This window comes from Streptomyces sp. NBC_00988, assembly GCF_045162645.1.
Classification (GTDB): Bacteria; Actinomycetota; Actinomycetes; order Streptomycetales; family Streptomycetaceae; genus Streptomyces.
Genome location: NZ_CP108730.1, coordinates 10,632,304 through 10,657,644, shown reverse-complemented (window position 1 = coordinate 10,657,644; position 25,341 = coordinate 10,632,304). Strand labels below are relative to the sequence as shown.

The 25,341-nt window shown below is 70.9% G+C and carries 23 protein-coding genes; 8 read left to right on the top strand and 15 right to left on the bottom strand.

What is annotated here, in order from left to right; translation table 11 throughout:
* Nucleotides 1-38 precede the first annotated feature (38 nt).
* A complete protein-coding gene (locus OG496_RS48060; RefSeq protein ID WP_405973125.1) occupies nucleotides 39-788 on the top strand; it encodes a transposase family protein in 750 nt (249 codons plus the stop codon).
* 21 nt (nucleotides 789-809) lie between these two features.
* Here the strand turns inward: OG496_RS48060 and lysX are convergent, their stop codons facing one another.
* Complete coding sequence (gene lysX, locus OG496_RS48055; protein WP_405975388.1) at nucleotides 810-4,082, bottom strand: bifunctional lysylphosphatidylglycerol synthetase/lysine--tRNA ligase LysX; 3,273 nt, start codon at nucleotides 4,080-4,082, stop codon at nucleotides 810-812.
* Between the two features lie 90 nt (nucleotides 4,083-4,172).
* Between lysX and OG496_RS48050 the strand changes: the two genes are divergently transcribed.
* Complete coding sequence (locus OG496_RS48050) at nucleotides 4,173-4,634, top strand: universal stress protein (protein ID WP_033279042.1); 462 nt, start codon at nucleotides 4,173-4,175, stop codon at nucleotides 4,632-4,634.
* Nucleotides 4,635-5,068: 434 nt separating this feature from the next.
* On the opposite strand, the gene OG496_RS48045 is transcribed toward OG496_RS48050, so the two are convergent.
* Nucleotides 5,069-5,884 (bottom strand): alpha/beta fold hydrolase, encoded by an 816-nt coding sequence (locus OG496_RS48045; protein ID WP_405975387.1) that lies wholly within the window; start codon nucleotides 5,882-5,884, stop codon nucleotides 5,069-5,071.
* Nucleotides 5,885-5,942: 58 nt separating this feature from the next.
* On the opposite strand from OG496_RS48045, the gene OG496_RS48040 reads away from it, so the two are divergent.
* Complete coding sequence (locus OG496_RS48040) at nucleotides 5,943-6,428, top strand: MarR family winged helix-turn-helix transcriptional regulator (protein ID WP_405975386.1); 486 nt, start codon at nucleotides 5,943-5,945, stop codon at nucleotides 6,426-6,428.
* Nucleotides 6,429-6,435: 7 nt separating this feature from the next.
* Here OG496_RS48040 and OG496_RS48035 read toward each other — a convergent pair whose 3' ends face one another.
* Nucleotides 6,436-7,575: a CapA family protein gene (locus OG496_RS48035; protein WP_405975385.1), complete on the bottom strand. Its 1,140-nt coding sequence runs from the start codon at nucleotides 7,573-7,575 to the stop codon at nucleotides 6,436-6,438.
* A 223-nt stretch (nucleotides 7,576-7,798) separates the two neighbouring features.
* Here OG496_RS48035 and OG496_RS48030 point away from each other — a divergent pair, with 223 nt between their 5' ends.
* From OG496_RS48030 to OG496_RS48020, 3 genes are all read left to right on the top strand, one after another.
* Entirely contained in the window at nucleotides 7,799-8,344 is a 546-nt protein-coding gene (locus OG496_RS48030; RefSeq protein WP_033279046.1) for a sigma-70 family RNA polymerase sigma factor, read from the top strand.
* A gap of 155 nt (nucleotides 8,345-8,499) precedes the next feature.
* Complete coding sequence (locus tag OG496_RS48025) at nucleotides 8,500-9,021, top strand: hypothetical protein (protein WP_033279047.1); 522 nt, start codon at nucleotides 8,500-8,502, stop codon at nucleotides 9,019-9,021.
* A gap of 139 nt (nucleotides 9,022-9,160) precedes the next feature.
* On the top strand, nucleotides 9,161-9,811 hold the full coding sequence (locus tag OG496_RS48020; RefSeq protein ID WP_366491761.1) for a zf-HC2 domain-containing protein: 651 nt from the start codon (nucleotides 9,161-9,163) through the stop codon (nucleotides 9,809-9,811).
* On the opposite strand, the gene OG496_RS48015 is transcribed toward OG496_RS48020, so the two are convergent.
* A complete protein-coding gene (locus OG496_RS48015) occupies nucleotides 9,798-10,619 on the bottom strand; it encodes a helix-turn-helix transcriptional regulator (protein ID WP_405975384.1) in 822 nt (273 codons plus the stop codon). The two genes, OG496_RS48020 and OG496_RS48015, sit on opposite strands and share 14 nt — an antisense overlap.
* A gap of 116 nt (nucleotides 10,620-10,735) precedes the next feature.
* On the opposite strand from OG496_RS48015, the gene OG496_RS48010 reads away from it, so the two are divergent.
* The gene (locus tag OG496_RS48010) at nucleotides 10,736-11,452 is read left to right on the top strand and encodes an SDR family oxidoreductase (RefSeq protein WP_405975383.1); all 717 of its coding nucleotides are present in this window, start codon (nucleotides 10,736-10,738) and stop codon (nucleotides 11,450-11,452) included.
* Here the strand turns inward: OG496_RS48010 and OG496_RS48005 are convergent, their stop codons facing one another.
* From OG496_RS48005 to OG496_RS47995, 3 genes are all read right to left on the bottom strand, one after another.
* A complete protein-coding gene (locus tag OG496_RS48005; RefSeq protein ID WP_405975382.1) occupies nucleotides 11,453-12,316 on the bottom strand; it encodes an Fpg/Nei family DNA glycosylase in 864 nt (287 codons plus the stop codon). It lies immediately after the preceding gene.
* A 36-nt stretch (nucleotides 12,317-12,352) separates the two neighbouring features.
* On the bottom strand, nucleotides 12,353-14,428 hold the full coding sequence (locus tag OG496_RS48000) for a SpoIIE family protein phosphatase (RefSeq protein WP_366491765.1): 2,076 nt from the start codon (nucleotides 14,426-14,428) through the stop codon (nucleotides 12,353-12,355).
* A 69-nt stretch (nucleotides 14,429-14,497) separates the two neighbouring features.
* Nucleotides 14,498-15,844, bottom strand: a complete 1,347-nt coding sequence (locus OG496_RS47995; RefSeq protein WP_405975381.1) for a DUF6777 domain-containing protein — start codon at nucleotides 15,842-15,844, stop codon at nucleotides 14,498-14,500.
* Between the two features lie 135 nt (nucleotides 15,845-15,979).
* On the opposite strand from OG496_RS47995, the gene OG496_RS47990 reads away from it, so the two are divergent.
* A complete protein-coding gene (locus OG496_RS47990; protein WP_405975380.1) occupies nucleotides 15,980-17,401 on the top strand; it encodes a lipase maturation factor family protein in 1,422 nt (473 codons plus the stop codon).
* Here the strand turns inward: OG496_RS47990 and OG496_RS47985 are convergent.
* The 8 genes from OG496_RS47985 to OG496_RS47950 all read right to left on the bottom strand — a co-directional run bounded on the left by OG496_RS47985 (nucleotide 17,389) and on the right by OG496_RS47950 (nucleotide 25,320).
* Entirely contained in the window at nucleotides 17,389-18,228 is an 840-nt protein-coding gene (locus OG496_RS47985; protein WP_405975379.1) for an amidohydrolase family protein, read from the bottom strand. The two genes, OG496_RS47990 and OG496_RS47985, sit on opposite strands and share 13 nt — an antisense overlap.
* Complete coding sequence (locus tag OG496_RS47980) at nucleotides 18,225-18,539, bottom strand: L-rhamnose mutarotase (RefSeq protein ID WP_405975378.1); 315 nt, start codon at nucleotides 18,537-18,539, stop codon at nucleotides 18,225-18,227. The genes OG496_RS47985 and OG496_RS47980 overlap by 4 nt, the downstream gene beginning before the upstream one ends.
* A complete protein-coding gene (locus OG496_RS47975) occupies nucleotides 18,536-19,555 on the bottom strand; it encodes an aldo/keto reductase (RefSeq protein WP_405975377.1) in 1,020 nt (339 codons plus the stop codon). The genes OG496_RS47980 and OG496_RS47975 overlap by 4 nt, the downstream gene beginning before the upstream one ends.
* Nucleotides 19,552-20,307 carry an SDR family NAD(P)-dependent oxidoreductase gene (locus OG496_RS47970; RefSeq protein WP_405975376.1) on the bottom strand — a complete coding sequence of 252 codons (756 nt, stop codon included), beginning with the start codon at nucleotides 20,305-20,307 and terminating at the stop codon, nucleotides 19,552-19,554. The genes OG496_RS47975 and OG496_RS47970 overlap by 4 nt, the downstream gene beginning before the upstream one ends.
* On the bottom strand, nucleotides 20,304-21,653 hold the full coding sequence (locus OG496_RS47965; RefSeq protein WP_399390133.1) for an L-fuconate dehydratase: 1,350 nt from the start codon (nucleotides 21,651-21,653) through the stop codon (nucleotides 20,304-20,306). Before OG496_RS47965 ends, OG496_RS47970 begins: the two co-directional genes overlap by 4 nt.
* A 61-nt stretch (nucleotides 21,654-21,714) precedes the next feature.
* Nucleotides 21,715-22,743 (bottom strand): ABC transporter permease, encoded by a 1,029-nt coding sequence (locus OG496_RS47960; RefSeq protein WP_405975375.1) that lies wholly within the window; start codon nucleotides 22,741-22,743, stop codon nucleotides 21,715-21,717.
* Nucleotides 22,736-24,241: a sugar ABC transporter ATP-binding protein gene (locus tag OG496_RS47955; RefSeq protein ID WP_366491773.1), complete on the bottom strand. Its 1,506-nt coding sequence runs from the start codon at nucleotides 24,239-24,241 to the stop codon at nucleotides 22,736-22,738. Before OG496_RS47955 ends, OG496_RS47960 begins: the two co-directional genes overlap by 8 nt.
* The gene (locus tag OG496_RS47950) at nucleotides 24,238-25,320 is read right to left on the bottom strand and encodes a sugar ABC transporter substrate-binding protein (protein WP_405975374.1); all 1,083 of its coding nucleotides are present in this window, start codon (nucleotides 25,318-25,320) and stop codon (nucleotides 24,238-24,240) included. Before OG496_RS47950 ends, OG496_RS47955 begins: the two co-directional genes overlap by 4 nt.
* Nucleotides 25,321-25,341: the final 21 nt, after the last annotated feature.

Here is a 25,341-nt window from a genome sequence, read left to right as displayed (position 1 = left end):
GATGTCTGACGTCTCAACCACGCTGCTCGGGGGCCTCGTTGGTCATCTATCCTGCCGCACTCGACCTGCCCCATGCGCTCGTGGAGTGGGTCACGATGCTCATCGTCACCCGTGAGGGTGACCGGCGCTGCAAGCTCCGCCCGTCCCAGCGCGCGATGGTGGCACTGGTGTACCTGCGCGAACACACGACCCTGGCGAAGATCGCTGCCGGGTTCGGGATCAGCGAGTCCACCGCCCACGCCTACACCAGCACGGTCATCCGCCTGCTCGCCGAACGTGCGCCGGGTCTGCTGAAAGTCCTGCGCGAGGCCGATGCGGACTTCGTCCTGCTGGACGGCACGCTCGCCGAATGCGACCGGGTCGGCGACGGACGGGCCGACTATTCCCACAAACACCGCCGGCACGGAGTGAACGTGCAGGTGGTCACCGACCCGGCTGGCCGGCTGCTGTGGCTCTCGCCCGCATTGCCCGGCCGGGCTCACGACCTGACCGCTGCCCGCACCCACCGGATCATCCGCATCTGCGAGCGCCAAGGCGTCCCCATCCTGGCCGACCTCGCCTACCAGGGCGGCGGCCCCTGGGTGACCACGGGCATCAAACGCAGGCCCCTGCAGGAACTCACCCTCACCGAGAAGACCCTCAACCGGGCCCTGGCCGCGGCACGGGCACCGGTCGAACGCGGCGTCGCACGCCTGAAGTCCTGGCAGATCTTCCGCAGATCCCGATGCAGCCCAAACCGCATGACGTCAATCGCCAAAGCCATCCTCACCCTGGAGCGGCAACGCTGAAGAAGCTCAGTGTTCGCGCGCTCAGCGGCGCCGGACGAGGGGGAACGGCAAGGTCTCACGGATCGTCAGACCTGTGAGGAACATGACGAGTCGGTCGACGCCGATGCCGAGTCCCCCTGTGGGCGGCATCGCGTATTCGAGGGCGTCGAGGAAGTCCTCATCCAGTTCCATCGCCTCGGGGTCTCCCCCGGCGGCGAGCAGCGACTGCGCGGTGAGGCGGCGGCGCTGCTCGACGGGGTCGGTCAGCTCGGAGTAGGCGGTGCCGAGTTCGGTGCCGAACGCGACCAGGTCCCAGCGTTCGGCGAGCCGCGGGTCGGTGCGGTGCTGGCGGGTGAGCGGGGAGACGTCGGTCGGGAAGTCCTTGTAGAAGGTGGGCAGCCGGGTCGGCTCCTCCACCAGCCGTTCGTACATCTCCAGTACGACGTCCCCGCGCCCGTCGTCGGCGCCGTACGGCACGCCCGCGCGGTCGCAGAGCCGGTGCAGGCGGGCCAGTTCGGTGTCGGCGTCGATCTCCTCGCCGAGCGCCTCGGAGATCGCGCCGTGGACGGTCTTGACGGGCCAGGTCCCGGAGATGTCGTACTCCTGGCCGTCCTTGCGGGCGACGGGCGAGCCGAAGGCGGCGGTCGCGGCACCCTGGATGAGTTCGCGGACGAGGTCGAGCATCACGTCGTAGTCGGCGTACGCCTGGTACGCCTCCAGCATCGTGAACTCGGGGTTGTGCTTGTAGGAGACGCCCTCGTTGCGGAAGGTGCGGCCCATCTCGAAGACCTTCTCCATGCCGCCGACGCAGAGCCGTTTCAGGTACAGCTCGGGGGCGATGCGCAGATAGAGGTCGAGGTCGTAGGCGTTGATGTGGGTGGTGAAGGGGCGGGCGTTGGCGCCGCCGTGGATCTGCTGGAGCATCGGGGTCTCGACCTCCAGGTAGCCGCGCTCCAACAGGCCCTGGCGCAGGGCCTGTACGGCGGTGGAGCGGGCGCGGACGACGTCACGGGCCTCCGGGCTCGCGACGAGGTCGAGGTAGCGCATACGGACCTTGGCCTCGGGGTCGGTGAGGCCGCGGTGTTTGTCGGGCAGCGGGCGCAGGCACTTGCCGGTGAGCTGCCAGGAGGTGACGAAGACGGTGGGCTCGCCCTTGTCGCTGGTACCCGCGCGGCCGGTGGCGGTGATGTGGTCGCCGATGTCGGTGTCCGCGGTGAAGCGGTCGAGGTCGGGGCCCGACTCGGCCCGGGTGAGAGCGAGTTGGTGGTCGCCGGACCAGTCGCGCAAGGCGAGGAAGACGATGCCGCCGAGGTCGCGCACGAGCATCACCCGCCCGGCGACGGTGACTTGGTCCCCCGTGCGGACCTCGGCGAGGGTGTGGGTGCGCTGCGGGACGCCGACCGGGTAGGGGTCGATGCCGGCGGCGCGGAGGCGGTCTAGCTTGTGGTGCCGGACACGGACCTGTTCGGGCAGGCCGCTCTCCGGGCCGTCGGCCTCGTCCTCGCTGTCGAGGCCGAGCGCCGACAGGGACGGCAGACCTGCCGTCGTCGCGGGCCGCGGTCCGCTCTTCTGGTGCCCCTTTCCCCAGAGTTGGCGCAGCGACGGTACGGAGACGAAGCCCTCGGCGATGCCGGAGGCGAGGCTGATCCGGGCCAGGGAGGCGGTCTCGCCGTAGCAGATGAAGCGGGGGTACCACTCGGGGTGGTACTTGGCGTTGGAGCGGTAAAGGGCCTCTAGTTGCCACCACTTGGAGAAGAACAGCAGGAGGCGGCGCCACAGGCGGAGGACCGGTCCTGCGCCGATGCGGGCGCCCTCCTCGAAGGCCGAGCGGAACACGGCGAAGTTGAGGGAGATGCGGTGGACGCCCAACTTCGGTGCTGCTGCGCAGAGTTCGGCGACCATGAACTCCATGACCCCGTTGGGGGCGGTGCGGTCGCGGCGCATCAGGTCGAGGGAGACGCCGTCGCTGCCCCAGGGGACGAGGGAGAGCAGGGCGAGCAACTTGCCGTCCTCGCCCAGTGCTTCCACGAGGAGGCAGTCGCCGTCGGCCGGGTCGCCGAGGCGGTCCAGGGCCATGGAGAAGCCGCGTTCGGTCTCGGTGTCGCGCCAGGCGTCGGCGCGGTCGACGACCTCCTCCATCTCCGTGTCGGTGAGGGTGGCGTGGCGGCGGATGCGGCAGGTGGCACCGGCGCGGCGGACCCGGCTCACGGCCTGGCGGGTGACGCGCATGTCGCGGCCGGCGAGGTCGAAGTCGGCGACGTGCAGGATGGCCTCGTCGCCGAGTTGGAGGGCACCAAGTCCCGCGCGGGCGAAGGCTCTCGCCCCGTCCTCGGACGCGCCCATCACCGCGGGGGCCCAGCCGTGGCGGCGGGCCAGGTCGAGCCAGGCGGCGATGGCGTGCGGCCAGGCCTCGCGGTCGCCGACCGGGTCACCGCTGGCGAGACAGACACCGGCCTCGACGCGGTAGGTGACGGCGGCCTTGCCGCTGGGCGAGAAGACGACGGCCTTGTCGCGCCGGGTGGCGAAGTAGCCGAGGGAGTCGTGGCCGCCGTAGGCCTTCAGGAGGGCGCGGATGCGGTCCTCCTCGTCGCCGTGCAGGGCCGCTTCGAGGCGTTGGGAGCGGAAGAGGACGGTGGCCGCGTTGAGGAGGGCGAGCGCGCCGAAGAGGCCGAGGAGGAAGTACAGGGCGCGGGGCGGGCGGCCGTCGAAGGAGCGGCCGGAGACCAGTCCGCCGCAGACCCGGTCGGCGGCCCAGCCGAGGTGCTGGCTCGTGGGCAGGGTGCCGGGGAACAGGGCGACCAGTCCCCAGCCGGCGAGGACCGCGACGGCGAGTCCGACGAGGAGGACGGCGAGGGCCCGCCTGACGGCCGCGCGGCGGGAGGCGGCGTAGAACTGTCTGCGCGCCACGATCAGCAGGACCAGCAGCAGGACGCACACGATCAGGGACGGGAGGGACTCGGCGTACAGGCCCAGGGCCACGCCGAGGGCGTCGGTCAGGACCAGCAGACCTAGGTAGACGACGACCAGCCACCAGGCGATCTTCTTGCGGGCGGCGGTCGCGGCGGCCAGCAGGAAGAGGAAGACGGCGTAGGCGAGGTTGGCGCTGACGGGGACGATCAGCAGGTCGAGGAAGCGGACCACCGGGCGCAGCACGCGGCGCAGCGGGGCGATGAAGGCGAGCAGGACGCAGAGCAGGCCGAGGGCGCCGAAGAAGGTCGCGAAACCCTCGGGCACCCGGCTGAGGAACCCGTTGCCGGGCGGCCGTATCGGACCCTTGGTGTCCTTGGGCCTGGCGGCCTCCACCGTGGCAGTCATGGTTCCGACTGTAGGAACAGGGCGGGCGGCGCGCCCGTCGAGCGCTCCCGGGCGGGTTCAGGACCTGCGGGTTCCGATAACCTCACGGCCGTGACGGAACAGCACTCAACTCAGTTCGAGCGGGGCACGGACGGGCCCAAGGTGATCGTGGCCGGAGTCGACGGCTCCGACTCCTCCCTCCGGGCCGCGTCCTACGCCGCAGGCCTGGCCAGGCGGCAGGGCGCGCTGCTCGCCCTCGTGTACGTGCAGCCGGTGCTGGCGGCGGGCGCGGCCATGGGGGCACCGGTCGCCGACACGACCGACGAGATCGCCGAGAACCTCGTCGCCCAGATCCGCCACGAGACCGAGCGCGTGAAGGGGATATTCGACATCCGCTGGGAATTCCACACGTTCCGCGGCGACCCCTACGGCGGCCTGGTCAAGGCGGCCGACGAACTCAAGGCCGACGCGGTCATCGTGGGCGCCTCGGAGCAGGCGGGGCACCGGATCATCGGCTCGGTGGCGGTGCGGTTGGTGAAGGCGGGGCGGTGGCCGGTGACGGTGGTGCCGTAGCCTCCGGCGGTCGGGCGGTGGCCGGTGACGGTGGTGGCGTCACCGGTGGGGGTGGGGTGGTCGCCGGTGATCGTTGGGCGGTGACCGTGTAGCCGGTGACGGTGGTGCCGTGGCCCGGCGGTGATGCCGTAGCCGCCGGGCGGTCGGGCGGTAGCCGGTGGGGGCGGAGCGGTGGCTGGGCGGGACGCCCAAGCCGCCGACGGCCGTGCCGAAGATGGTGAAGTGGAGCGCTCGCCGGGCGGTGACGCCCTAGCCGACGGCGGCCGCGCCGCAGCCCGGCGGGGACGCCGTACCCGCCGGCGGTAGTGCCATAGCCGGTGGCGATGGGCCGGAGCCGGGCGGTAACGCCGTAGCCACCGGCGGCCGTGCGTAGCCAGGCCGTGATGCCGTAGCCGTCGGCGGTCGTGCCATGGTCAGCCCTCCGCCTCGCTCCGTCAGAGCGCGCCGAGAAAGTCCATCAGGATCTCGTTGAAGCGTTCCGGCTTCTCCATGTTCGGGTAGTGGCCGGCGCCTTCGATGGTCGTGGAGCGGCCGTTCGGGACCGTCCGGGCGAAGCGTTCCGCCATGGCGATGCTGTCGGGCCAGTCGGCGGCGCCGTGGATGGCCAGGACCGGGACGTCCAGCTTGGGGACGCCGGACCACGGGTCGGTCAGCGGGACGTACCAGTCCTTCTCGCCCGGGGTGTGCTTGGAGATCGTGTGGGCGGTCAGTTCGCGCAGGCGGCGGATGACCGACGGGTCGACCTCGGCCACCGTGCGGCGCGGGCCAGCCACCCCTTGCGTGAACTGGTCGAGCCAGCCCGGGATGTCGCCGGTGGTGAGCAACTGCCCGGCGCGGGCCGTGTGTTCCAGCAGCTCCGGGTCCTTGTACTCGAACGCGCTGGTGCCGCCGCCGCTGACGACGATCGCGCGGACCAGCTCGGGATGCTCCAGCGCGGTGTCGGTCGCGACGCCCGCGCCCATGGACAGGCCGACCAGGACCGCGGGGCCGAGGTCCAGGTGGCGCAGGAGGCCCGCCAGGTCGTCGGCCCAGCGGAACGGTCCGCTCGCGTTGGCCGAGAAGCCGTGGCCTCGGATGTCGGGTGCGATGACGCGGAAGTCGGCGGCCAGGGGCGGCAGTTGGTCGTCGAAGACGCGGTGGTCGGCGAAGCCGGAGTGGAGGAGGACCACGGGGTCGCCGGTGCCCACGTCGCGGTAGGCCAGGTCCCCGTCGGCAGATGCGAAGAAGCTCAGTTCCGAAGCAGCTGTCATGACAACCAAGGTGTCATCTTGGCCATGGATTTGGCAACCCAGGTGTCATGATGAGGCCGTGAACGACTCCCCTCCCCCGGCTCCCGCTCCCCTCGCCCCCGACGAACTCGGCCATCGCCTCACCGAGGTGTTCGACCTCGTCGGCCCGCTCTACCGGCGCGCGGCGCGCAAGGTGGAACAGGCCGAACCGGTCGAGGGCGTGTCCGCGGGCGTGCGCGCCGTCCTGAACCTGCTGCGCCTGCACGGGCCCATGACAGTTCCTCAGATGGGCCGCGACCAGGCGCTGAGCCGGCAGTTCGTGCAGCGCATGGTCAACGACGCGGCGGCGCACGGCTGGGTCGAGAGCGTGCCGAACCCGGCGCACCAGCGGTCCTCCCTGATCCGGCTGACCGACTCCGGCCGCTCGACCATCACCGATGTGCTGGGCCGCGAGCACTACCTGATGCGCCAGGTCGGCGGCGAGCTGACGGAGGCCGACGTACGCGCGTGCGCACGGGTGCTCACGCAGATGCTGGCCACGTTCGCGCACGTCGACATCGACTAGGACGCCCCTACTTCCCCATCACCAGCCCGTCCTTCGCCGCGCCCCGGCTCAGCACCGTCTCGCGGATGCGGTCACGGTCGCCGGTCAGGTCGGCGCCCTGGCCGATCGCCTGGTTGACGTCGACGACCCGGCCCGCGTCGATGTCGAACAGCTGCGGGACGAACTCCGCCTTCGTCACCTCCCAGCGCCCACCGGGCCGGGCGGGCGGTACGAAGGTGAAGCGGCCGAGGGTGCTCAGGTTGCCGCCGGGGTCCTGGGTGCCCGCGTTGTCGTACATCTCGCCGGTGATCTGGTCGCCGAGCCCGTAGACCACCCAGGTGCCGTTGACCTTCTCGTACGCCTGCGGGGCGTGGGCCTGGGTGCCGAGGATCAGGTCGATGTCGGGGCGGCCGTCGGTGCGGGCGGCGGTGAGTTCCCTGGCCAGCGCGAGCTGTTGCGGGTCGGGGGCCTGCTGGCCCGCCGTGCCCCAGCGCAGGGAGACGACGACCACGTCGGCGCCCGCGCGGCGGGCGGCCCGGGCGTCGGCGAGGACGCGGGCGGGGTCGAGGAGGTTGACGACCCAGGGCTCGGCGGGCGGGAGCGGGACGCCGTTCGTGTCGGCGGTGTAGGCGAGGTGGGCGACCTTCGCCGGACCGGCGCGCAGCAGGGTGACCGTGCGCGCCTCGGCGTCGGTGCGCGCCGTCCCCGCGTGCCGTACGCCCGCGCGGTCGAGGGTGTCGAGGGTGCGCTGGATGCCGACGGCGCCCTCGTCGAGGCTGTGGTCGGACGCGGTGGAGCAGCTGTCGTAGCCGGTCGCGGCGAGGCCCTGGGCCGCCTCGGGCGGGGAGGTGAGGGCCGCGGTGCCGGTGGAGTCGCCGTAGACGCTCTCGATGTGGCACAGCGCCAGATCGGCGCGGGAGACGAGGGGTTGGACCGCGGCGAGCATCGGCCGGAAGTCGTAGCCGGTGCCACCGGCGTCGAAGCGGGCGCGGTCGACGACGGCGCTGTGCGGGAGGATGTCACCGGCGGCGACGAGGGTGAAGCCGCGGGCGGCGGGCGGCGCCGGGCGGCCGGACGCCTTCAGGTCGTGGTGCTGGGCCTGGCAGGCGGCGGCCGCGGTGAGAAGGCCGGCGACGGCGACGGCCACCTGCTGTCTGCGTGCGATCATCAATTCACCCCACTGTGGTCATATTTACCCACCAATAGGTATGAACTTCACCGTCCCCGCAAACGACTTCCGGCCTCTGATGACCCGTCCGGTGTGCGCGTGCGGCGGATCGCCGGGTGACGCGGACCGTTCGTCGCACCGTTCGTCGACGCGATCGACCGTCCGCCGCAAGCCCCTCGTGCGCCCCCTGTCCCCGAACGTCCCCCTGCGATGCCATACGGCCATGACGGCCGGACCCACGCTCAGAGACGGAACGACCGCCGAGCACGAGCTCGCCGCACTGCAGCGCGAGCACGGCAGGCCGCTCTTCGCGCTGCTGCTCCGGCTCTGCGACGGCGACCGCCAGCGCGCCGAGGACCTCGTCCAGGAGACCCTCGTACGGGCCTGGCAGCACCCCGAGGCACTGCGCGCCGACGCCTTCGAGTCCGTACGGCCCTGGCTGCTGACGGTGGGCCGGCGGCTCGCCATCGACGCGCGCCGGGCCCGGCAGGCGCGACCGCCGGAGGTCGGGGACGCGGTGCTGGAGAACGCACGCGTCTGTGCCGATCACGCGGAACGGTCGGCGGCGACGCTCGATGTGCGGGAGGCTGTGAAGACACTCACTCCGGAGCACCGTGAAGTCCTGGTGCTGGTGTATTTCCACGGGGCGAGTGTGGCGGAGGCCGCGGCAGCACTCGGGATTCCGCCCGGTACCGTGAAGTCCCGCGCGTACTACGCGCTGCGCGCCCTTCGCCGGGTGCTTCCGGGCTATGCGGCCGACCTGCGGTGAAACCAATCCATTAGTCAAACCTCCGTAAAGCGCCTTGCTCAGAACCCGGTTGAGTAATCGGCTGTCCTCATCCGTGTTCCGGACTGGGGGGCTCGGGGTTCCTGACGGAGCCCTGGGCCGGGCGACGCGCACGCACCGGAGGAAGGCAGGAAGGGATGCTGCACAGAGGTCAAGAGAGCACGGACGGCACCGGTGGCGGTGAACTCACCGTCCCCATGGCGTGGTTGTACGCCGAGTACATCGCCGACGAGTTGCTGCGGACCGGCGACCTGATGCCGCCGACGTCCTTCGAGTTCCGCGCGGGTCGGGACGCGCTGGCGCTGACCATCTTCCTGTCCGACACGGACGGCGAGTTGTCCGGTATCCGAGTGGTGACCCAGTTGGAGACCTGGCTTTCGCTCACGGCGTACGACCAGCCGTGGCAGGACTGGGTCGCGACACGTATGTCCAGGTTGACGGCCGAGGCCGCCGAATCCGGCGCGGACGCACCGGACCTGGCGCTCGCGGAGGCCGCCTGGCGCTGGCTGGAGGAGACCGAACTGCTCGCGCCCGATCTGGACGCGGTGCCGGGGCCGGGAGGCGGTCCGGTGACCGGTGAGGACGACGGGCCGAAGGTCTGGACGCCCGCCTGGCAGCTGGGTCTGCCGCTCGGCCATCTCGCCATCCATCTTTTTTGAAATGGGACCAATCCGCGGGCCCGGCCGCTCCGAATCAGTTGCTTGGGATTCTGTGTGCCTTGAGTGATTCGACTGTCTGGTGCGTACCGATGGGAGCAAGGAGTAACCCCACCCGCACCTAACGGCACGAGGATTCGGCATGAGGTCCCTGGAAAGGCATCGCGACGTCGGCGCGTACGCGCTCGGCGTGCTGGACGAGGCGGACGCCTTCCGCTTCGAGGATCACCTCATGGAGTGCACCAGTTGCGCGGCTCATGTGACCGAATTCGGTCCCGCCTCACGGCAGTTGATGCTGTACCGGCGTGCGACGCCGCGCTCTGTGCACCCCATGGCACAACCCGGTCCGCGGCTCCTGGACCGGTTGCTCGGCGAGGTGGCCACGCGCCATCGGGCCGGACGGCGGCGGTTTCTGTACGCCGTGGCGGCCTCGGTGGTGTTCGCCGTGGGCGGTCCCGCGGTGGCGACGCTCGTCGGGCACGGCGACGGTGCCGTGCAACTCACGGCGACCGACGCGAAGTCGGGCGTGTGGGCGCAGGTCACGGCCGCGAACGAGAACTACGGCAGTGATGTGTCCCTGAAGATCAAGGACGGCGCGGGCCCCCGGTCCTGTCGTCTGGTGGTCGTCGGCCGCGACGGTTCCGAGCAGACCGTGACGAGTTGGATGGTGCCCGAGCACGACGCGACGATGATCACGATGCAGGGGGGCTCGGCGATGCACCCCACCGAGATCGACCACTACGACGTGCGGACGGCCGACGGACAGCAGTTGGTACGGCTCACCTCGCACTGAAGTCCCGTCCCGCGGCGGCCAGTTGCCGCAGGGCCCGTGCGGAGGGGGTCCCCGGGTCCGCGGTGACGAAGACGACCTGCTGGTCGTCGTGCGGGACGGTGAGCACATCGCAGTTCACCCGCAGCGGTCCCGCCTCCGGGTGGGTGAGGGTCTTGGTGCGGTGGCCGGGCGCGTGCACCGGGCCGGTCTCCCAGATCGCCCTGAACTCCTCGCTCCCGGCGCGCAGTTCGGCCAGCAGACGGGCGAGTCCCGGGTCGTAGGGGTAGCGGTCGGCGGCGCGCCGCAGCCGGGACACCACGATGTGGCCGAACTCCTCGGCGCTGGAGCTCTCTTGGGGCCGCCCCAGGAACCGCCGACGCGCCAGGTTCGGCCGCGCGTCGAGATCGCCGCCGAGGACGGCACCCGCCAGCGGGTTCCAGGCGATGACGTCGTAGGTGGCGTCGGTGACGATGGCCGCCGTGTCCGGGATACGGCTCAGCAGGGCGGCCACATGCGGGCGGACGGTCCGCACCGGCGCGGCGAGCGGCGTCACCTGTGTCCCCGCCAGCCGGAACAGATGGGTCCGCTCGGCCGGGGTCAGCCGGAACACTCCGGTGAGGGCGTCGAGGATGCGGGGCGACGGACGCGGGCCACGACCCTGCTCAAGGCGGGCGTAGTAGTCGACGGACATGTGGGCCAGCTCGGCGACCTCTTCCCGCCGCAGCCCGAGGGTCCGCCGGGACGGTTCACCGGCCAACCCCACATCGGCGGGCACCAGCGACTCCCGCCGCCCGCGCAGAAATCGGGCCAGTTCCTGCTTGCCGGTCACCGTGCCTCCCTCCGGCAGCCTTCCGGCCGCGCTCCGACCGCCGTCCGCCTGCCGTCCGGCTGACAGGGATCGGTTGTCCCTGGTTCGGCGGCCCCGGCTGCGGAATCGTCGTCCCCATGAACGATTTCACAGCACTCGTCACCGGAGCCAACAAGGGCATCGGCAAGGAAATTGCCCGTCTGCTCGTCGCCGAGGGGTTCACCGTGTACGTCGGCTCGCGCGACGCGGGCCGGGGCGAACGAGCCGTCAAGGAACTGGGCGACGGCGCAAGGCTGTTGATCCTCGACGTCACGGACCCCGACAGCATCGCGAAAGCGGCCCAACAGGTGACCACCCTCGACGTCCTGGTCAACAACGCGGGCATCATGGCCGGCGGAAGCCCGGCACCGGAGGCGGACCCCGACGACTTCCGCCGTACGTACGAGACGAACGTCTTCGGCGTCCTGGCCGTCACCAACGCGTTCCTCCCGGCCCTGCGCCGCTCGCCGCGCCCCCGCATCGTGAACGTGTCCAGCGGCACCGGCTCCCTGACCTGGAGCGCCGACCCGGAGCGGGAGTTCGCCGCCCACGCCGGAGCGGGCGCCGCGTACCGCTCGTCGAAGTCGGCGCTCAACGCCCTGACCCTCTTCTACGCCCAGTCCCTCGCGGCGGAGGGCTTCAAGGTGAACGCCCTCGCTCCCGGCCTACGGGCGACGGACCTCAACGAACGGGCCGCGGCGAGCGACGGGGATCCGGCGGAGGCGGCACGGGGGGCCGTCGACCTGGCGCTGCTCCCGGACGACGGGCCTACGGGGCGGTTCCTGTCGTGGGACGGGACGGGGGTGCCCTGGTAGCTACTTGAGCAGTTTCGACATCCGCCGGTCCGCCAGCGGCTTGCCCCCCGTCTGGCAGGTCGGGCAGTACTGGAGCGAGGAGTCGCTGAAGGAGACCTCGCGGATGGTGTCGCCGCAGACCGGGCAGGGCTCGCCGGTGCGGCCGTGGACGCGTAGGCCGCTCTTCTTCTCCGCCTTCAGGCGGCCTGCCGCCACGCCTCGGGAGCGTTCGATGGCCTCCTTGAGAGTCGAGTGCAGGGCCTCGTAGAGCGTGTGCGTCTCGGCCGGGGTCAGGGATGCCGCCAGTTTGAACGGGGACATCTTCGCCGCGTGCAGGATCTCGTCGCTGTACGCGTTGCCCACCCCGGCGATCAGGGTCTGGTCCCGCAGGGCGCCCTTGAGTTGGCGGCGTTCGTCCTTCAGCAGTTCGGCGAAGCGTGTCTCGTCGAAGTCGTCGGCGAGCGGGTCGGGGCCGAGGCGGGCGACGCCCGGGACCTCCTGCGGGTCGGCGACGACGTACACCGCGAGGCGCTTCTGGGTGCCCGCCTCCGTGAGGTCGAAGCCCTCGCCGGTCTCCAGGGCCACGCGGAGCGCGAGGGGGCCCTTGCCGGGGCGGGGCGGGCCGTCCGGGAGGCGGTCCTTCCAGTGCAGCCAGCCCGCGCGGGCGAGGTGGGTCACGAAGTGCGGGCCGCCGGCCGTCTCGACGTCCAGGAACTTGCCGTACCGGTGCACGGCCACCACCTCGTGTCCCTCCAGCGCGGTGGGCGGAGGGTCGTACGTCTTCAGGACGCTGATGGCGACGGGCAGCACCCGGACGATCTCGTGGCCGACGAGGTGTTCGGTCAGGAAGTCCTTCAGCGCTTCGACCTCGGGGAGTTCCGGCATACGTCCAGGGTGCCATCAGAGACCCGTGGGGTCAGCTCAGGTGCGGTCCGGGACCAGGAACTCGCACCACACGCACTTGCCGCTGCCGCGCGCCTCCACGCCCCACACGTCCGTGAGCAGGTCGACGAGGAGCAGACCTCGCCCGGAGACACCGTTCTCGCCCGCCTCGCGTCGGCGCGGGAGGGCGCTGGAGGAGTCCTCGACCTCGACGCGCAGCCGGCGTTCGGTGCCGTCGAGGACCCTGAGGGTGACGATCGCGGAGCCCTCGGTGTGCATCAGCGCGTTGGTGATCAGTTCGTCGGCGACCAGCTCGACCTCGTCGGAACGCTCGCCCGCGCCCCACGCGCGGACCGCGGCCCGGATCATGTGCCGCGCCCCGGTGAGGGCCTCGGAGTCGCCGGGCGCCACATGCTGCTGGAGCCGCCCGCCGGACTGCGGGGCGTCGAGGCCGCGCCGGCGCAGCAGGAGCAGCGCCACGTCGTCCTCGCCGCCGCGTTCCTCGGCCACGTCGATGAGCAGATCGGCGAGGTCGCGTACGTCGTCGGGGCCGGAGGCGATGAGCGCGGCGAGGGTCTGCATGCCGTCGTCGAGGTCGGCCCCGGGCTGTTCGACGAGGCCGTCGGTGCACAGCAACAGGGTCTCGCCGGGGTCGAGTTCGATGGTGGAGACGGGATATTCGAGCCGCCCGAACTCGGCGGAGAGCCCGAGCGGCAGCCCGCCCACGACGGTCATCCGGCGAGACGTTCCGTCCAACTGCCGGACCAGCGGGTCGATATGGCCGGCCCTGACCACCTGCACCACTCCGGTCGACAGATCGACCTCGGCGTAGAGGCAGGTCGCGAAGCGCTCGGTGTCCAGTTCGTGCAGGAAGACGGAGGCCCGGGCCATCACGGTGGCCGGGGTGTGCCCCTCGGCGGCGTACGCCTTGAGGACGATACGCAGCTGCCCCATGACCGCGGCGGCGTGCGTGTCGTGGCCCTGGACGTCGCCGATGACCGCGCCGACCCGCCCGCCCGGCAGCGGGATCAGGTCGTACCAGTCACCGCCGATGTCCCGCCCGAGCTTCGCGGACCGGTAGCGGACGGCGACGTCGGCGCCAGGGACGCTGGGGATGGCGCGCGGCAGCATCGCCTGCTGAAGACCCTGCGCGAGGTCCTTCTCCTGCTCGTAGAACATGGCGCGCTGCAGGCTCTGCGCGATGCTGCTGCCCAGCGCGACGAGCACGTTGCGCTCGTCCGCCGAGAAACCGCGCCGGTCGTTGTAGAGCAGACCCATCGCACCGATCGGCCGCGCCTGCGCGATCAGCGGCAGATAGGCGGCCGCGGTGATGTTCAGCTCGGTGATGTGCGGCCACAGGAGCGGGTACCGCTCGGCGAACTCCTCCGGGGACTCGATGAACGCCGGGGCGAGGGTCCGAACGACCTCGCCCATCGGGTACTGCTCGTCGATCCGGGTGACCTCCGTGCCGGGCACGAAGCTGTCCTCCGGCCCTTCGGCGACCAGCCGGATACGGCCGGCCTCGACCAGGCCCATGACCAGGCTGGTCGCGCCGAGGTGGACGAGACCGTGGGTGTCCTTGAGGACGTCGATGACGTCCTGGACGGTACGGGCGTGCGCGAGGGCGGCGGTGGTGAGCTGCACGACGTTGGTCTGCCGGCGCAGCGCCGCGTCCTGGGCCGCCTGCTCACGGCGGGCCGCGCTCTCGGCGAGTTCCTGGGTGGCGTCCCTCACGATGCCGATGATCCGGCGCGGGCGGCCCGTCTCGTCGCGCCGGATGTAGCCCTGGGTGTGGGTCCAGCGCAGGGAGCCGTCGCGCAGCCGCATCCGGAAGTAGGCGCCGTAGTTCTCGCTGCCGTCCTTCAGGGCCTGGGAGACGAGACCGTCGAGCCGGTAGCCCTCAGGCGGCGGTACCCGGATCGCCAGCGACTCGGGTCGCCCGTCGTATTCGTCGGGGCGCAGGTCGAAGACCTCGTGGGCCTGGGCGTCCATGTGGAACAGGCCGTTGTCCAGGTCCCAGTCGAAGCTGCCCATGCGGTTGAGCGCCAGGATCGGGTCCGGGTGGGCGGGCCAGTCGTCCGGGAGTGACAGGGCGCTCGCTCCCCGATCAACCATGCGGCCCACCTTGCCAGGATTTGCCCGATTATTCGACTTGTCCGAGCGCTACGGCGGCACCCTGTGCGGTCAGCCGTCGAACACGTTCGTCGGGCTGTCGAAGATGCTGCCGGTGGTGGTGTCGTCGGGGATCAGCCCGCCGCCGTCTGGCAGGTCGGGGGTCTCCGGCACGCTCGGCGGACCGATCTCGTCCGGGGAGTCCTGGCCCTGGGACGGCTCCGCCGCGGAGGGCGTCTCGGTGCTCGGGGTGGCTCCGCGCGGCGAGGGGGTGGACGTGCTGCCGGGCGGGCTGGTCGTCGGGGTGGCCGTGACGGTGGCGGCGGGGCAGTCCGTGGGACCCGGGGAGGGTGCCTCACCCGGTGCGTTGCCGGTCGCGCCCGGGGTGACCGTGACGGTCGGGGTGACGCAGTCGGTGGCGGACTTCTCCGGGGCGGCGCTCCGGCCGTCGCTCGGGGACGCGCTCCCGTCGCCCGGAGAGACACCCGGAGAGGTGCTCGCGCTGCTGCTGGGCGAGGGACTCGTGTCGCCAGGCGAGGCACTGGACCCGCTGTCGTGCGGTCGCGGCGACGGACCCGTACGGGACGGTGTCGGCGTCGGCGTCACATGCGGCGGCCGGGGTACGACGTGGTCGTGGTGGGGCCCGCGATGACCGAGGGGCCGTTCGATCCACGTGTTGTCGACGATGTTGATGATCGTGATGTTGGTGATCACCTGAGGTGCCGGGGTCACCACGACCACCTCGGCAGGCCGGAACCCGGACCAAGGCCGACCGTTGTCTGCCATCGCACCCTGGCTCGCCGAACCCGCCTTGAGCGGGTTGCCGCAGGCGCAGCGAACGCGGGGCACGCCCCGGTTGTCGACGAGGACGGCGGTACCGGCCTGGAGGACCGACTGGAACCCGGTCACCTGAGCGTCCCGGAACCCGTGGTTGGTGACCTGGGTGTCGGCGCGCAGCACGACCGAGGTCAGCCCGCGCAGATAGCCGGGGATCCCGCCCGGGGAGATCCCCTCGGCCTGCGCGAAGGCGCGGGCCTTGGCCTGGTCGCGGGTGAGATAGGAGATCTGCCGCTCGACGTCACAACTGCCGGTCCGCGCGGTCCCGCCGTACAGGCCCGGTGTGGCGCCGGAGACGGAACGCACACGGCCGGAGGGCGTGGACACGGTCCCCGTGGGTGTCGCCTGCGGAGGCGTCGACTTCCGAGGTGTCGATTGCGGCGTTCGGGTGACCCGTGGTGGGACGCTCGGCGCGGTGGCCGTGGAGTCCGTGAAGGGGTCGGGGCCCTGTGCCGCGACGGGCTGCAGGAAGACCTCGCCGCTCGACTTCGTGTCCTTGCCGCCGTCGCCGCCGCACCCGGCGACGAGGAGCGTCGCCGAGAGCGCGCAGGCAGTGGCGATGGTTCCGGTGGATGTGCGCACCGTGTTCTCCCGCCTCAAGCCGGGTGATTCGCCACTATTGTCTGCTTCACTCACTTGGGTTACGCAACCGGAGGCATGGAACGCGGAGAGTGACGGCCTGCTCAGGCGCGACGACGGAGGGAGGAACGCACGGTCATGGCATGGTTCACCGCGCCCGACTACTGGCTGAGCCGACTGGTCTTCCAACGAGCTCTGGCCGGCGTCTACCTGATCGCGTTCCTCACGGCGGCCCGCCAGTTCCGCGCGCTGATCGGCGAACGCGGCATGCTGCCGGTCCCCCGCCTCCTCGCCCGGATGCCGTTCCGCCAGGCCCCGGGCATCTTCCAACTCCACTACACGGACCGCTTCTTCGCGGCCTGCGCGTGGACGGGCTGCGCGGTGTCCGCCGCACTGGCCGCCGGGCTCGACTCCCGACTCCCGCTCTGGGCCGGGATGTTGCTGTGGCTCGCGCCGTGGGTGCTGTACCTGTCGATCGTCAACGTGGGCCAGACCTGGTACGCGTTCGGCTGGGAGTCACTGCTGCTGGAGGTCGGCTTCCTGGCCGTCTTCCTCGGCAACGACAAGGTGGCCCCGCCGGTCGTGGTGCTGTTCCTGCTGCGCTGGATCCTGTTCCGGGTGGAGTTCGGCGCGGGGCTGATCAAACTGCGCGGCGACGCCTGCTGGCGCAAGCTGACCTGCCTGGACTTCCACCACGAGACGCAGCCGATGCCGGGCCCGCTGAGCTGGTTCTTCCACCACCTCCCCCGCCCCCTGCACCGGGTAGAGGCAGCGGCCAACCACGTCACCCAACTCATCGTCCCCGTCCTGCTGTTCACCCCTCAGCCCATCGCGACGGCCGCCGCGTCCCTGATGATCGCGACCCAGCTGTGGCTGGTCCTGTCCGGCAACTTCTCCTGGCTGAACTGGATCACCATCGTGCTGGCCCTGTCCGCGATCCGCTTCCCGCACACACCACCGCCCGTACCCGACCCACCCGTCTGGTACGAGGTCGTGGTCTTCACGGTCGCCGCGCTGCTGCTCTGGCTCAGCCACCGCCCGGTCCGCAACATGATCTCCCGCCGCCAGATCATGAACCGCTCCTTCGACCCGCTCCATCTGGTCAATTCCTACGGCGCGTTCGGCACCGTCAGCCGCATCCGCTACGAGGTGGTGGTCGAGGGCACGGCGGACGCCGTACCCCGCGAGGACTCCGGCTGGCGGGAGTACGAGTTCAGGGGCAAGCCGGGCGATCCACGGCGCTGGCCACGCCAGTTCGCGCCGTATCACCTGCGGCTGGACTGGATGATGTGGTTCGCGGCCCTCTCGCCCGGCTACGCCGACCCGTGGTTCGGCGCCCTGGTGGAACGCCTCCTGGAGAACGACCGGGACACGCTACGGCTGTTGCGCCGCTCCCCGTTCCCGCCCGACGCGCCCCCGCACTTCGTCCGGGCCCGTCTCTTCCGCTACCGCTACACGAGCTGGCGGGAGTTGCGGGAGACGGGCGCGTGCTGGGAGCGGACGTTCGTGCGGGAGTATCTGCCGCCGACGCGGTTGGCGGCAGAGAGTCAGAGGCCGTAGGCGCGGGTGGCGGTGCCTTCGAAGACCTCGGTGCGTTCGGCCGCACTGAGGTCATCCGTCAACTCGCCTGCTGCATCGGCGACTTGGCCGTACGTCGCCGCCAGGGTGCAGACCGGCCAGTCCGAGCCGAACATCAGGCGGCTCGGACCGAAGGCGTCGAGGGCGGTGTCCGCGTAGGGGTGCAGGTCCTCCGTGCTCCAGGTCTTCCAGTCGGCCTCCGTGACCAGGCCGGACAGTTTGCAGTACGTGTTGGGGAGCGCGGAGAGGGAGCGGAGGGAGGTCGCCCAGGGTTCCAGTCGACCCGAGGCGACGGGCGGTTTGCCCAAGTGGTCGAGGACGAAGGTGAGTTGGGGCAGGGAGGCGGCCACCTCCACGGCGGCCGGGAACTGGTGGGGCAGGACCAGCAGGTCGTAGACGAGCCCCGCGTCGGCGACCGCGGTGAGGCCTCGGCGAACGTCCGGGCGCAGCAGCCAGTTCGGGTCGGACTCGCCCTGTACCTGGTGGCGGATGCCCTTGAGGTAGTGGCCGCCGGGGAGTTCGCGCAGGCGGGCCAGTTCGTCGGTGATGTCCGGGCGGGTGAGGTCGGTCCAGCCGACGACTCCGGCGATCAGGTCGTGCGCGTCGGCGAGGGCGAGGAACTCCGGGGTCTCCTCGGCGACGGTGATGGTCTGGACGAGGACGGTTCGGTCGACGCCGGCCGCCCGTGCCTCGGGTTCGAGGTCGGTGACGGTGAAGTCCCGGCGCAGGGGCTGGAGTTCGGGGCCGGTGATCCAGTCCTGGTCGCGGACCGAGAGTTCCCAGACGTGGTGGTGGGCGTCGACCGTCATGGCAGCTCCCATACGACGGGCAGGCCGGCGTCGGCGCCCTCGCCGGAGTAGTCGTGCACCACGGTGAGGAGCTGCGCCATGCGGGCCTGCCATGCGACGTTCACCGGGAGCTGGTCCAACTCGGCTAGCAGGCGGGCGTAGTCGTCGCATTCCAGGACGTGGAAGAGGTCGGTGCCGCTGCGCCAGATCGTCCAGGAGGTGGCACCGGCGGCGCGGATCGCGGCGGTGAGTTCCTTGGGGACGTCGAGGTGGGCGTTCTCGTACTCGGTGATGCGGTCGGGGCGGACCTTGGTGTGCAGGGCGACTCTCATGACGCCTCCTCGGACGGTTCCTCGGCGAGGGCGAGGTCCAGGTCGGGAACTGGAGCGTCGGCGGACAGGAGACCCGTGTCCCGCAGTTCCTGCCAGAACCCGGCGGACACGGCAACGGCGAACTGCTCGGCGCAGTCCCGCACTTCGGCCTCCGACCGGGCCCCGACCAGGACGCTGGCCACGGCCGGGTGGGCCGCGCAGAAGGCCAGAGCGGCGGCGCGCAGAGTGATGCCGTGACGCTCGGCCACGTCCTTCATGCGCAGGGCGCGGTCCAGCAACTCCCCTGGCGCCTGCGCGTAGTTGTACGTCGCGTCCGGCTTCGGGTCCGCCAGCAGACCGGAGTTGAAGGCCCCGCCGATGACCACCGACTTACCCCGTGCGACCGCCGCCGGGAGCAGTTCGGCGAGGGCGCTCTGGTCGAGCAGGGTGTAGCGGCCCGCGCACAACACGACGTCCACGTCGGTGTCCTGGACGAACCGGGTGAGCATCTCGGCCTGGTTCATGCCCGCGCCGATCGCGCCGACGACACCCTCCGCGCGGAGCTTCTCCAGGGCCGGATAGCCCTCGCGGAAGGCCTGTTCGGCGTGGTCGTCGGGGTCGTGGAGGTAGACGATGTCGACGTGGTCGAGGCCGAGCCGGTCCAGGCTGGCGTCCAGGGTGCGGCGTATCCCGTCGGCGCTGAAGTCCCAGACGCGGCGCTGGGTGGCGGGCACGGCGAAGCCGTCGGCGAGGTCGTCGCCGGTCGCCGTCTCCACGGGTTCCAGGCGTCGGCCGACCTTCGTGGAGATCGTGTACTCCGCGCGCGGGCGGTCGCGCAGCGCGGCTCCGAGACGGCGCTCGGAGAGGCCGATGCCGTAGTGGGGCGCGGTGTCGAAGTAGCGAATCCCTTGCTCCCAGGCCGTGTTGACGGCCCGGTGCGCCTGTTCGTCGTCGACCTCTGTGAACAGGTTGCCGAGGGGGGCGGTACCGAGGCCGAGCCCGCCGATCTCGACCCCGCTCTCCCCGAGGGCGCTCACTGGCCCACCGGCCGCAGCCGCAGGCCCTGCATGCCGCCGTCCACGGCGAGGGAGGTGCCGGTGGTGGCGCCGGACAGCGGGCTCGCCAAGTAGGCGACGGCGCCCGCGACTTCGGCCGCCGAGACGAGGCGGCCGGAGGGCTGGCGGGCGGCCAGGGCGGCGCGTTCGGCGGCCGGGTCGGAGGCGGAGTCGAGGAGGCGGCCGACCCAAGGGGTGTCCGCCGTACCGGGGTTGACGCAGTTGACGCGGACGCCCTCGCGGAGGTGGTCGGCGGCCATGGCGAGGGTGAGGGAGTACACGGCGCCCTTGGTGGCGCTGTACAGGGCGCGTTGGGGCAGTCCCGCCGTGGCCGCGATCGAGCAGGTGTTGACGATCGCCGCGTGGGACGACTCACGCAGGTGCGGGAGGGCGGCCCGGGCGACGCGGACCATGCCGAGGACGTTCACGTCGAAGACGCGGTGCCATTCCTCGTCGTCGTTGTCCTCGACGGTGCCCTGAGCGCCGATGCCCGCGTTGTTGACCACCACGTCGAGGCCGCCGAGGTCCGCGACGGCGGCGGCCACGGCCTGTCGTACGGACGCGTCGTCGGTGACGTCGGCGCGGTAGCCGAGCAGCGGCTTCTCGACGCCGGACGGGTCGAGGTCGAGCACCGCGACCAACGCGCCGCGTTCGGCGAGGAGTTCGGCGGTGGCCCGGCCGATGCCGGAGGCGCCGCCGGTGACCAGGGCCTTGAGGCCCTCGAAGTCGGTCATGCCGCGTGTCCCTTCTGGCGGTCGAGGTCGGCGGCCCAGAAGGTGCCGCCGGGGAACGTGTAGCGCGCGATGGACTCGGGACGCATGGTGGCCGAGAACCCGGGTGCGGTGGGTGCCATGTAGTGACCTTCGCGGATCACCACCGGATCGAGGAAGTGGTCGTGCAGATGATCGACGTACTCGATGACGCGGTCGTCGGTGGTGCCGGAGACGGCGAGGTAGTCGAACATCGAGAGGTGCTGCACGAGTTCGCACAGTCCGACGCCACCCGCGTGCGGGCAGACGGGGACGCCGAACTTGGCGGCCAGCAGCAGGATCGCGAGGTTCTCGTTCACCCCGCCGACGCGCGCCGCGTCTATCTGGAGGATGTCGAGGGCGCCCGCCTGCAGCAACTGCTTGAAGACGATGCGGTTCTGGACGTGTTCGCCGGTGGCGACCTTCACCGGGGCCACGGCCGCGCGGATGGTGGCGTGGCCCAACACGTCGTCGGGGCTGGTGGGTTCCTCGATCCAGTACGGGTCGAACTCGGCGAGTGCCTTGGTCCAGCGGATCGCCTCGGCCACGTCCCAGCGCTGGTTGGCGTCGATCGCCATCCGGATGTCGGGCCCGACCACCGAACGGGCCACCCGGCAACGGCGGATGTCGTCGTCGAGGTCGGCGCCGACCTTCAGCTTGATCTGCCGGAAGCCGTCGGCCACGGCCTGCACAGCGAGCCGGGTGAGCTTCTCGTCGTCGTAGCCGAGCCAGCCGGGAGAGGTGGTGTAGGCGGGGAAGCCGCGCTCCAACAGGATGTTCCTACGGCCTTCCGCGCCCGCTTTCCCGCGGCGCAGGATGTCGAGGGCCTCGTCCGGGGTGAGCGCGTCGGTGATGTACCTGAAGTCGATCTGGCTGACGAGCCATTCGGGGTCGGCGTCGGCGAGGAGCTGCCACAGCGGTTTGCCGGCGCGCTTGGCGGTGAGGTCCCAGGCCGCGTTGATCACGGCGCCGATCGCCATGTGCATCACGCCCTTCTCGGGTCCCAGCCAGCGGAGTTGACTGTCGCCGATCAGCTCGCGGTTCAACGACCCCGGATCCGCGCAGAGTTCGTCCACGGACCAGCCGACCACATGGTCCCGCAGCGCGTCGATCGCGGCGACCTGGACATCATTGCCCCGCCCGATGGTGAAGGAGAACCCGTGCCCCTCGTGCCCGTCGGCCGCGTCGGTGCGCAGCACTACGTACGCGGCCGAGTAGTCGGGGTCCGGGTTCATCGCGTCGGAGCCGTCGAGCTCGCGCGAGGTGGGGAAGCGGATGTCGTAGGTTTCGACCGCGGTTACGCGGACGAGGGGGCCGGGGGTCGGGGACACGGAGGGCCTTTCGGTCGGGAACAGGGATCCGGTGCCGTGCGGGTGCCGGAGGCCGGTGGGGTCAGTCCTGGGCGCGGCCGGTCGTCACGCGGGCGATCATGAGGGCGACCAGGATGATCCCGCCGTAGATGGCCTGGATCCAGAAGGACGGGACCTGGGCGAGGGTGAGGAGGTTCTGGACAACTCCCAGGAGGAGTACGCCTGTCAGAGCGCCGAACATGGTGCCCTTGCCGCCGTCGAGGCTGATGCCGCCGATGACCGCGGCCGCCATCACGGTGAAGATCATGTTGTTGCCCTGGTTGGCGCTGATCGCGCCGACGTAGCCGGTCTGCATGATGCCGCCGACCGAGGCGAGGACACCGGCGACGACGGAGACCCCGAGGAGCATCCGGTCGACGCGGATGCCCGCCGCGCGGGCCGCCTCCTGGTTGCCGCCGATCGCGTACAGGGCGCGGCCGACGCGGTGGTACTTGAGCACGAACCCGGCGACCGCGAAGCAGACCGCGGCCAGCCACACCGACATCGGGACGTTCAGGAAGGTGCTGGTGGCCAGGGTGAAGAAGGAGTCGGGCATGCCGAACAGCGTCTTGCCCTTGGTGGCGCCGACCAGCAGACCGCGCAGCACGATCAGCATGGCGAGGGTGACGATGAAGGCGTTGAGCTTGAACTTCACCACGAGGATGCCGTTGAAGGCGCCGATGATCCCGCCGACCACGAGGATCGCGACGAGGGCGAGCGGCGCCGACCATTCCGTGCCCCAGCCGGACTCTGCCGTCGGGAGGACCAGCAGGGCGCCGATGGCGGGCGCGATGCCGACAACCGACTCCAGCGACAGGTCGATCTTGCCGGTGATGAGGATCAGCGACTCGGCGAGGACCACCATCGCGAGCGCGGCGGAGGCGCCCAGGATGGAGATCAGGTTCCGTTCGGTGAGGAACGAGTCGTTGACGATCGCGCCGAGCACCAGGAGCACCAACAGGGCTGGTACGAGGGCGAGTTCACGGGCCCGGCGGAGCAGGACCGTGCGGGCCGAGCCCGCCCCGGTGGCGCGTGGGACGGCGAGCGGCGGGGCCGCCTTGGTGTCAGCCATGGTCCACTCCTTCGATGGAGGCGATCAGCTCGTGGTCGCGCCAGCCCGCCGGGTGCTCGGCGACGACACGGCCGTGGAAGAGGACGAGGACGCGGTCGCAGCGCCGCAGGTCGTCGAGTTCGTCGGAGACGACGAGCACGGCGGTGCCGTCGTCGCGGGCGCTGTCCATGCGGGCGAGCAGTGACTCCTTGGACTTCACGTCGACGCCCGCGGTGGGGTTGATGAGGACCAGCAGCCTGGGGTCGGAGGCGAGCGCGCGGGCCATGACGACCTTCTGCGCGTTGCCGCCGGACAGGTCGGAGACGGGCTGTTCGGGGCCCTCGGTGTGGATGTCGAGGCGGTCGATCAGCTCGGTGGCGAACACGCGCTTGCGCTCGGTGCCGACGAACCCGAAGCGGCCGAGCCGGTCCAGGACCGTCATCGTGGCGTTGTCCCCGATGGACATGCCGAAGACCAGTCCCTGCCCGTGCCGGTCGCGCGGCACGCAGCCGACACCGGCCTTCAGAGCCGCCTGCACATCCCCGAACGGCAGCTTCTCGCCGTCGAGTTGGGCGGTTCCGCCGGTCGGTGTGTACAGCCCGGTGAAGGACTCGGCCAGCTCGATCTTGCCGCTGCCGCTCGATCCGGCGAGTCCGACGACCTCACCACGACGCACGGTGAGGTCGACGTTCTCGTACGACTCGGAGGTGAGTCCGCGTGCGTCGAGGAGGACGGGCGCCTCGGTGTCCAACTCCCTGAGCTGGACCTCCAGTTCGGCGATCGACTCCCCCGCCATCGCCTCCACCAGCGCCCGGCGCGGGAGGTCGGCGACCGGTGCGGTCGTGATCCAGCGGGCGTCGCGCAGCACGGTGACGGTCTGGCACACCTCGTACACCTCCTGGAGGTGGTGCGAGATGAACAGGAAGGTGACACCGGACTCCTGCAGCGCCCGCATGCGGGTGAAGAGCCGCTCGATCTCCCGGTTGTCGAGCTGCGCGGTCGGTTCGTCGAGGACGATGAACCGGGCGCCGAAGCTCAACGCCCGGGCGATCTCCACCATTTGGCGGTCCTCGACCTTGAGGTCGGCGGTGCGCGCCTCGGGGTCGACGTGCACGTCCCAGGTGTCGAGCAGTTCGGCGGCCTCGGTGCGCAGCCGGCGCCAGCTGATGATTCCGCCCCGGGACTGCGGCTGACGGTTGATGAAGAGGTTCTCGGCGACCGTCAACTCGGGGACGACCGTGGGCTTTTGGTAGACGCAGGCCACCTTGGCGCGCCAGGCGTCGCGGTCGGTGAGCGGGGGCGCGGGCTCGCCGTCGAAGCGGACCGTGCCCTCGTCGGGGGCCTGGAGTCCGGTGAGGACGGTGACGAGGGTGGACTTGCCGGCGCCGTTGCGGCCGACGAGGGCGTGGGACTCGCCGGGCAGTACGGTCAGTCGGCCGTCGGCGAGGGCGACGGTGGGGCCGTACCGCTTGACGATTCCCGTCGCCTCCACCAGCGGAGTGGTCACTGGAGTACTCATTTGACCGTGTTGCCCCAGAGCTTGGGGTCGTCGACGTTGTCCTTGGTGACCAGGGGCGCGGGGAGTTGGTCCTCCAGGATGCCGCTGGGCAGCTTGACGATCGTGGAGTCGTGGTCGGTGGGGCCGGGCTTGAAGGTCTTCCCCGCCATCGCCGCCTTGATGTAGTACATGCCGTACTTGGCGTAGGCGTCGGCCGGCTGGGACACGGTGGCGTCGATCTCGCCCTTGCGGATCGCGTCGAACTCCTGCGGGATGCCGTCGTTCGAGACGATCATGATGTGCCCGGCCTGGCCCGCCTTCTTCAACAGGCCCTTGGACTTGAGGGTTTGGAGGGTGGGCGCGAGGTAGACGCCGCCCGCCTGCATGTAGATGCCCTTGATGTCGGGGTTGGCGTTGAGGAGCGTGTCGAGCTTCGAGGCGGCCGTGTCGGACTCCCACTTGGCGGGGATCTCCAGGACCTTGAGCTTCGGGTACTTCTTCTTGACGCAAGCCCTGAACGCCTCCGACCGGTCACGGCCGTTGACGGACGCGAGATCGCCCATGATCTGCACGACCTTGCCGCTGGTGATGTGCGCGCCGAGGTACTCGCAGGCCTTCTCGCCGTACGCGACGTTGTCGGCGCGCACGACCATCGCGACCTTGCCCTTGTCGGGCGCCACGTCGACGGCGACGACCGGCACGCCCTTGCGCTCGGCCTGGTCAAGGCCGGCTTCGATGGCGGCACTGTCCAGCGGGGCGACGACCAGGCCCTTGACGCCCTGGTTCAGCTCGTTGTTGATGTCGGTGATCTGCTGCGAGGGGTCGCTGTTGGAGTTGACCGTCTTCAGCGCCTGGACACCTTCGGACTTCGCCATCTTCGGCACATAGTCGTTGTACGACTGCCAGAACGGCGAGGTCAGCAGCGGCAGGATCACCCCCACCTTGCCGGTGCCGCCACTGGCGCTGCTTGCACCAGTGTCCTTGGTGCTGCCGCATGCCGTGAGCGCGAGGGTGCCGCACGCGGCCGCTGCCGTCGCACGCACCGCCCACGCGGTCAGTCGTCTGCCTTGCCGTCCGTTCCGCACTGTGCTGCCGGCCATCTGTCGGGCTCCTCATCGAGC

What these genes read in the sequence shown, in the direction of transcription:
- OG496_RS48005 (WP_405975382.1), bottom strand. Translation starts at nt 12,316, where the DNA reads ATGCCGGAACTCCCCGAGGTCGAAGCGCTGAAGGACTTCCTGACCGAA.
- OG496_RS48030 (WP_033279046.1), top strand. Translation starts at nt 7,799, where the DNA reads ATGACGGCCGGACCCACGCTCAGAGACGGAACGACCGCCGAGCACGAG.
- OG496_RS48045 (WP_405975387.1), bottom strand. Translation starts at nt 5,884, where the DNA reads ATGACAGCTGCTTCGGAACTGAGCTTCTTCGCATCTGCCGACGGGGAC.
- lysX (WP_405975388.1), bottom strand. Translation starts at nt 4,082, where the DNA reads ATGACTGCCACGGTGGAGGCCGCCAGGCCCAAGGACACCAAGGGTCCG.
- OG496_RS47955 (WP_366491773.1), bottom strand. Translation starts at nt 24,241, where the DNA reads ATGAGTACTCCAGTGACCACTCCGCTGGTGGAGGCGACGGGAATCGTC.
- OG496_RS48000 (WP_366491765.1), bottom strand. Translation starts at nt 14,428, where the DNA reads ATGGTTGATCGGGGAGCGAGCGCCCTGTCACTCCCGGACGACTGGCCC.
- OG496_RS48020 (WP_366491761.1), top strand. Translation starts at nt 9,161, where the DNA reads ATGAGGTCCCTGGAAAGGCATCGCGACGTCGGCGCGTACGCGCTCGGC.
- OG496_RS47960 (WP_405975375.1), bottom strand. Translation starts at nt 22,743, where the DNA reads ATGGCTGACACCAAGGCGGCCCCGCCGCTCGCCGTCCCACGCGCCACC.
- OG496_RS48025 (WP_033279047.1), top strand. Translation starts at nt 8,500, where the DNA reads ATGCTGCACAGAGGTCAAGAGAGCACGGACGGCACCGGTGGCGGTGAA.
- OG496_RS47985 (WP_405975379.1), bottom strand. Translation starts at nt 18,228, where the DNA reads ATGACGGTCGACGCCCACCACCACGTCTGGGAACTCTCGGTCCGCGAC.
- OG496_RS47980 (WP_405975378.1), bottom strand. Translation starts at nt 18,539, where the DNA reads ATGAGAGTCGCCCTGCACACCAAGGTCCGCCCCGACCGCATCACCGAG.
- OG496_RS47950 (WP_405975374.1), bottom strand. Translation starts at nt 25,320, where the DNA reads ATGGCCGGCAGCACAGTGCGGAACGGACGGCAAGGCAGACGACTGACC.
- OG496_RS48010 (WP_405975383.1), top strand. Translation starts at nt 10,736, where the DNA reads ATGAACGATTTCACAGCACTCGTCACCGGAGCCAACAAGGGCATCGGC.
- OG496_RS47970 (WP_405975376.1), bottom strand. Translation starts at nt 20,307, where the DNA reads ATGACCGACTTCGAGGGCCTCAAGGCCCTGGTCACCGGCGGCGCCTCC.
- OG496_RS47990 (WP_405975380.1), top strand. Translation starts at nt 15,980, where the DNA reads ATGGCATGGTTCACCGCGCCCGACTACTGGCTGAGCCGACTGGTCTTC.
- OG496_RS48035 (WP_405975385.1), bottom strand. Translation starts at nt 7,575, where the DNA reads ATGATCGCACGCAGACAGCAGGTGGCCGTCGCCGTCGCCGGCCTTCTC.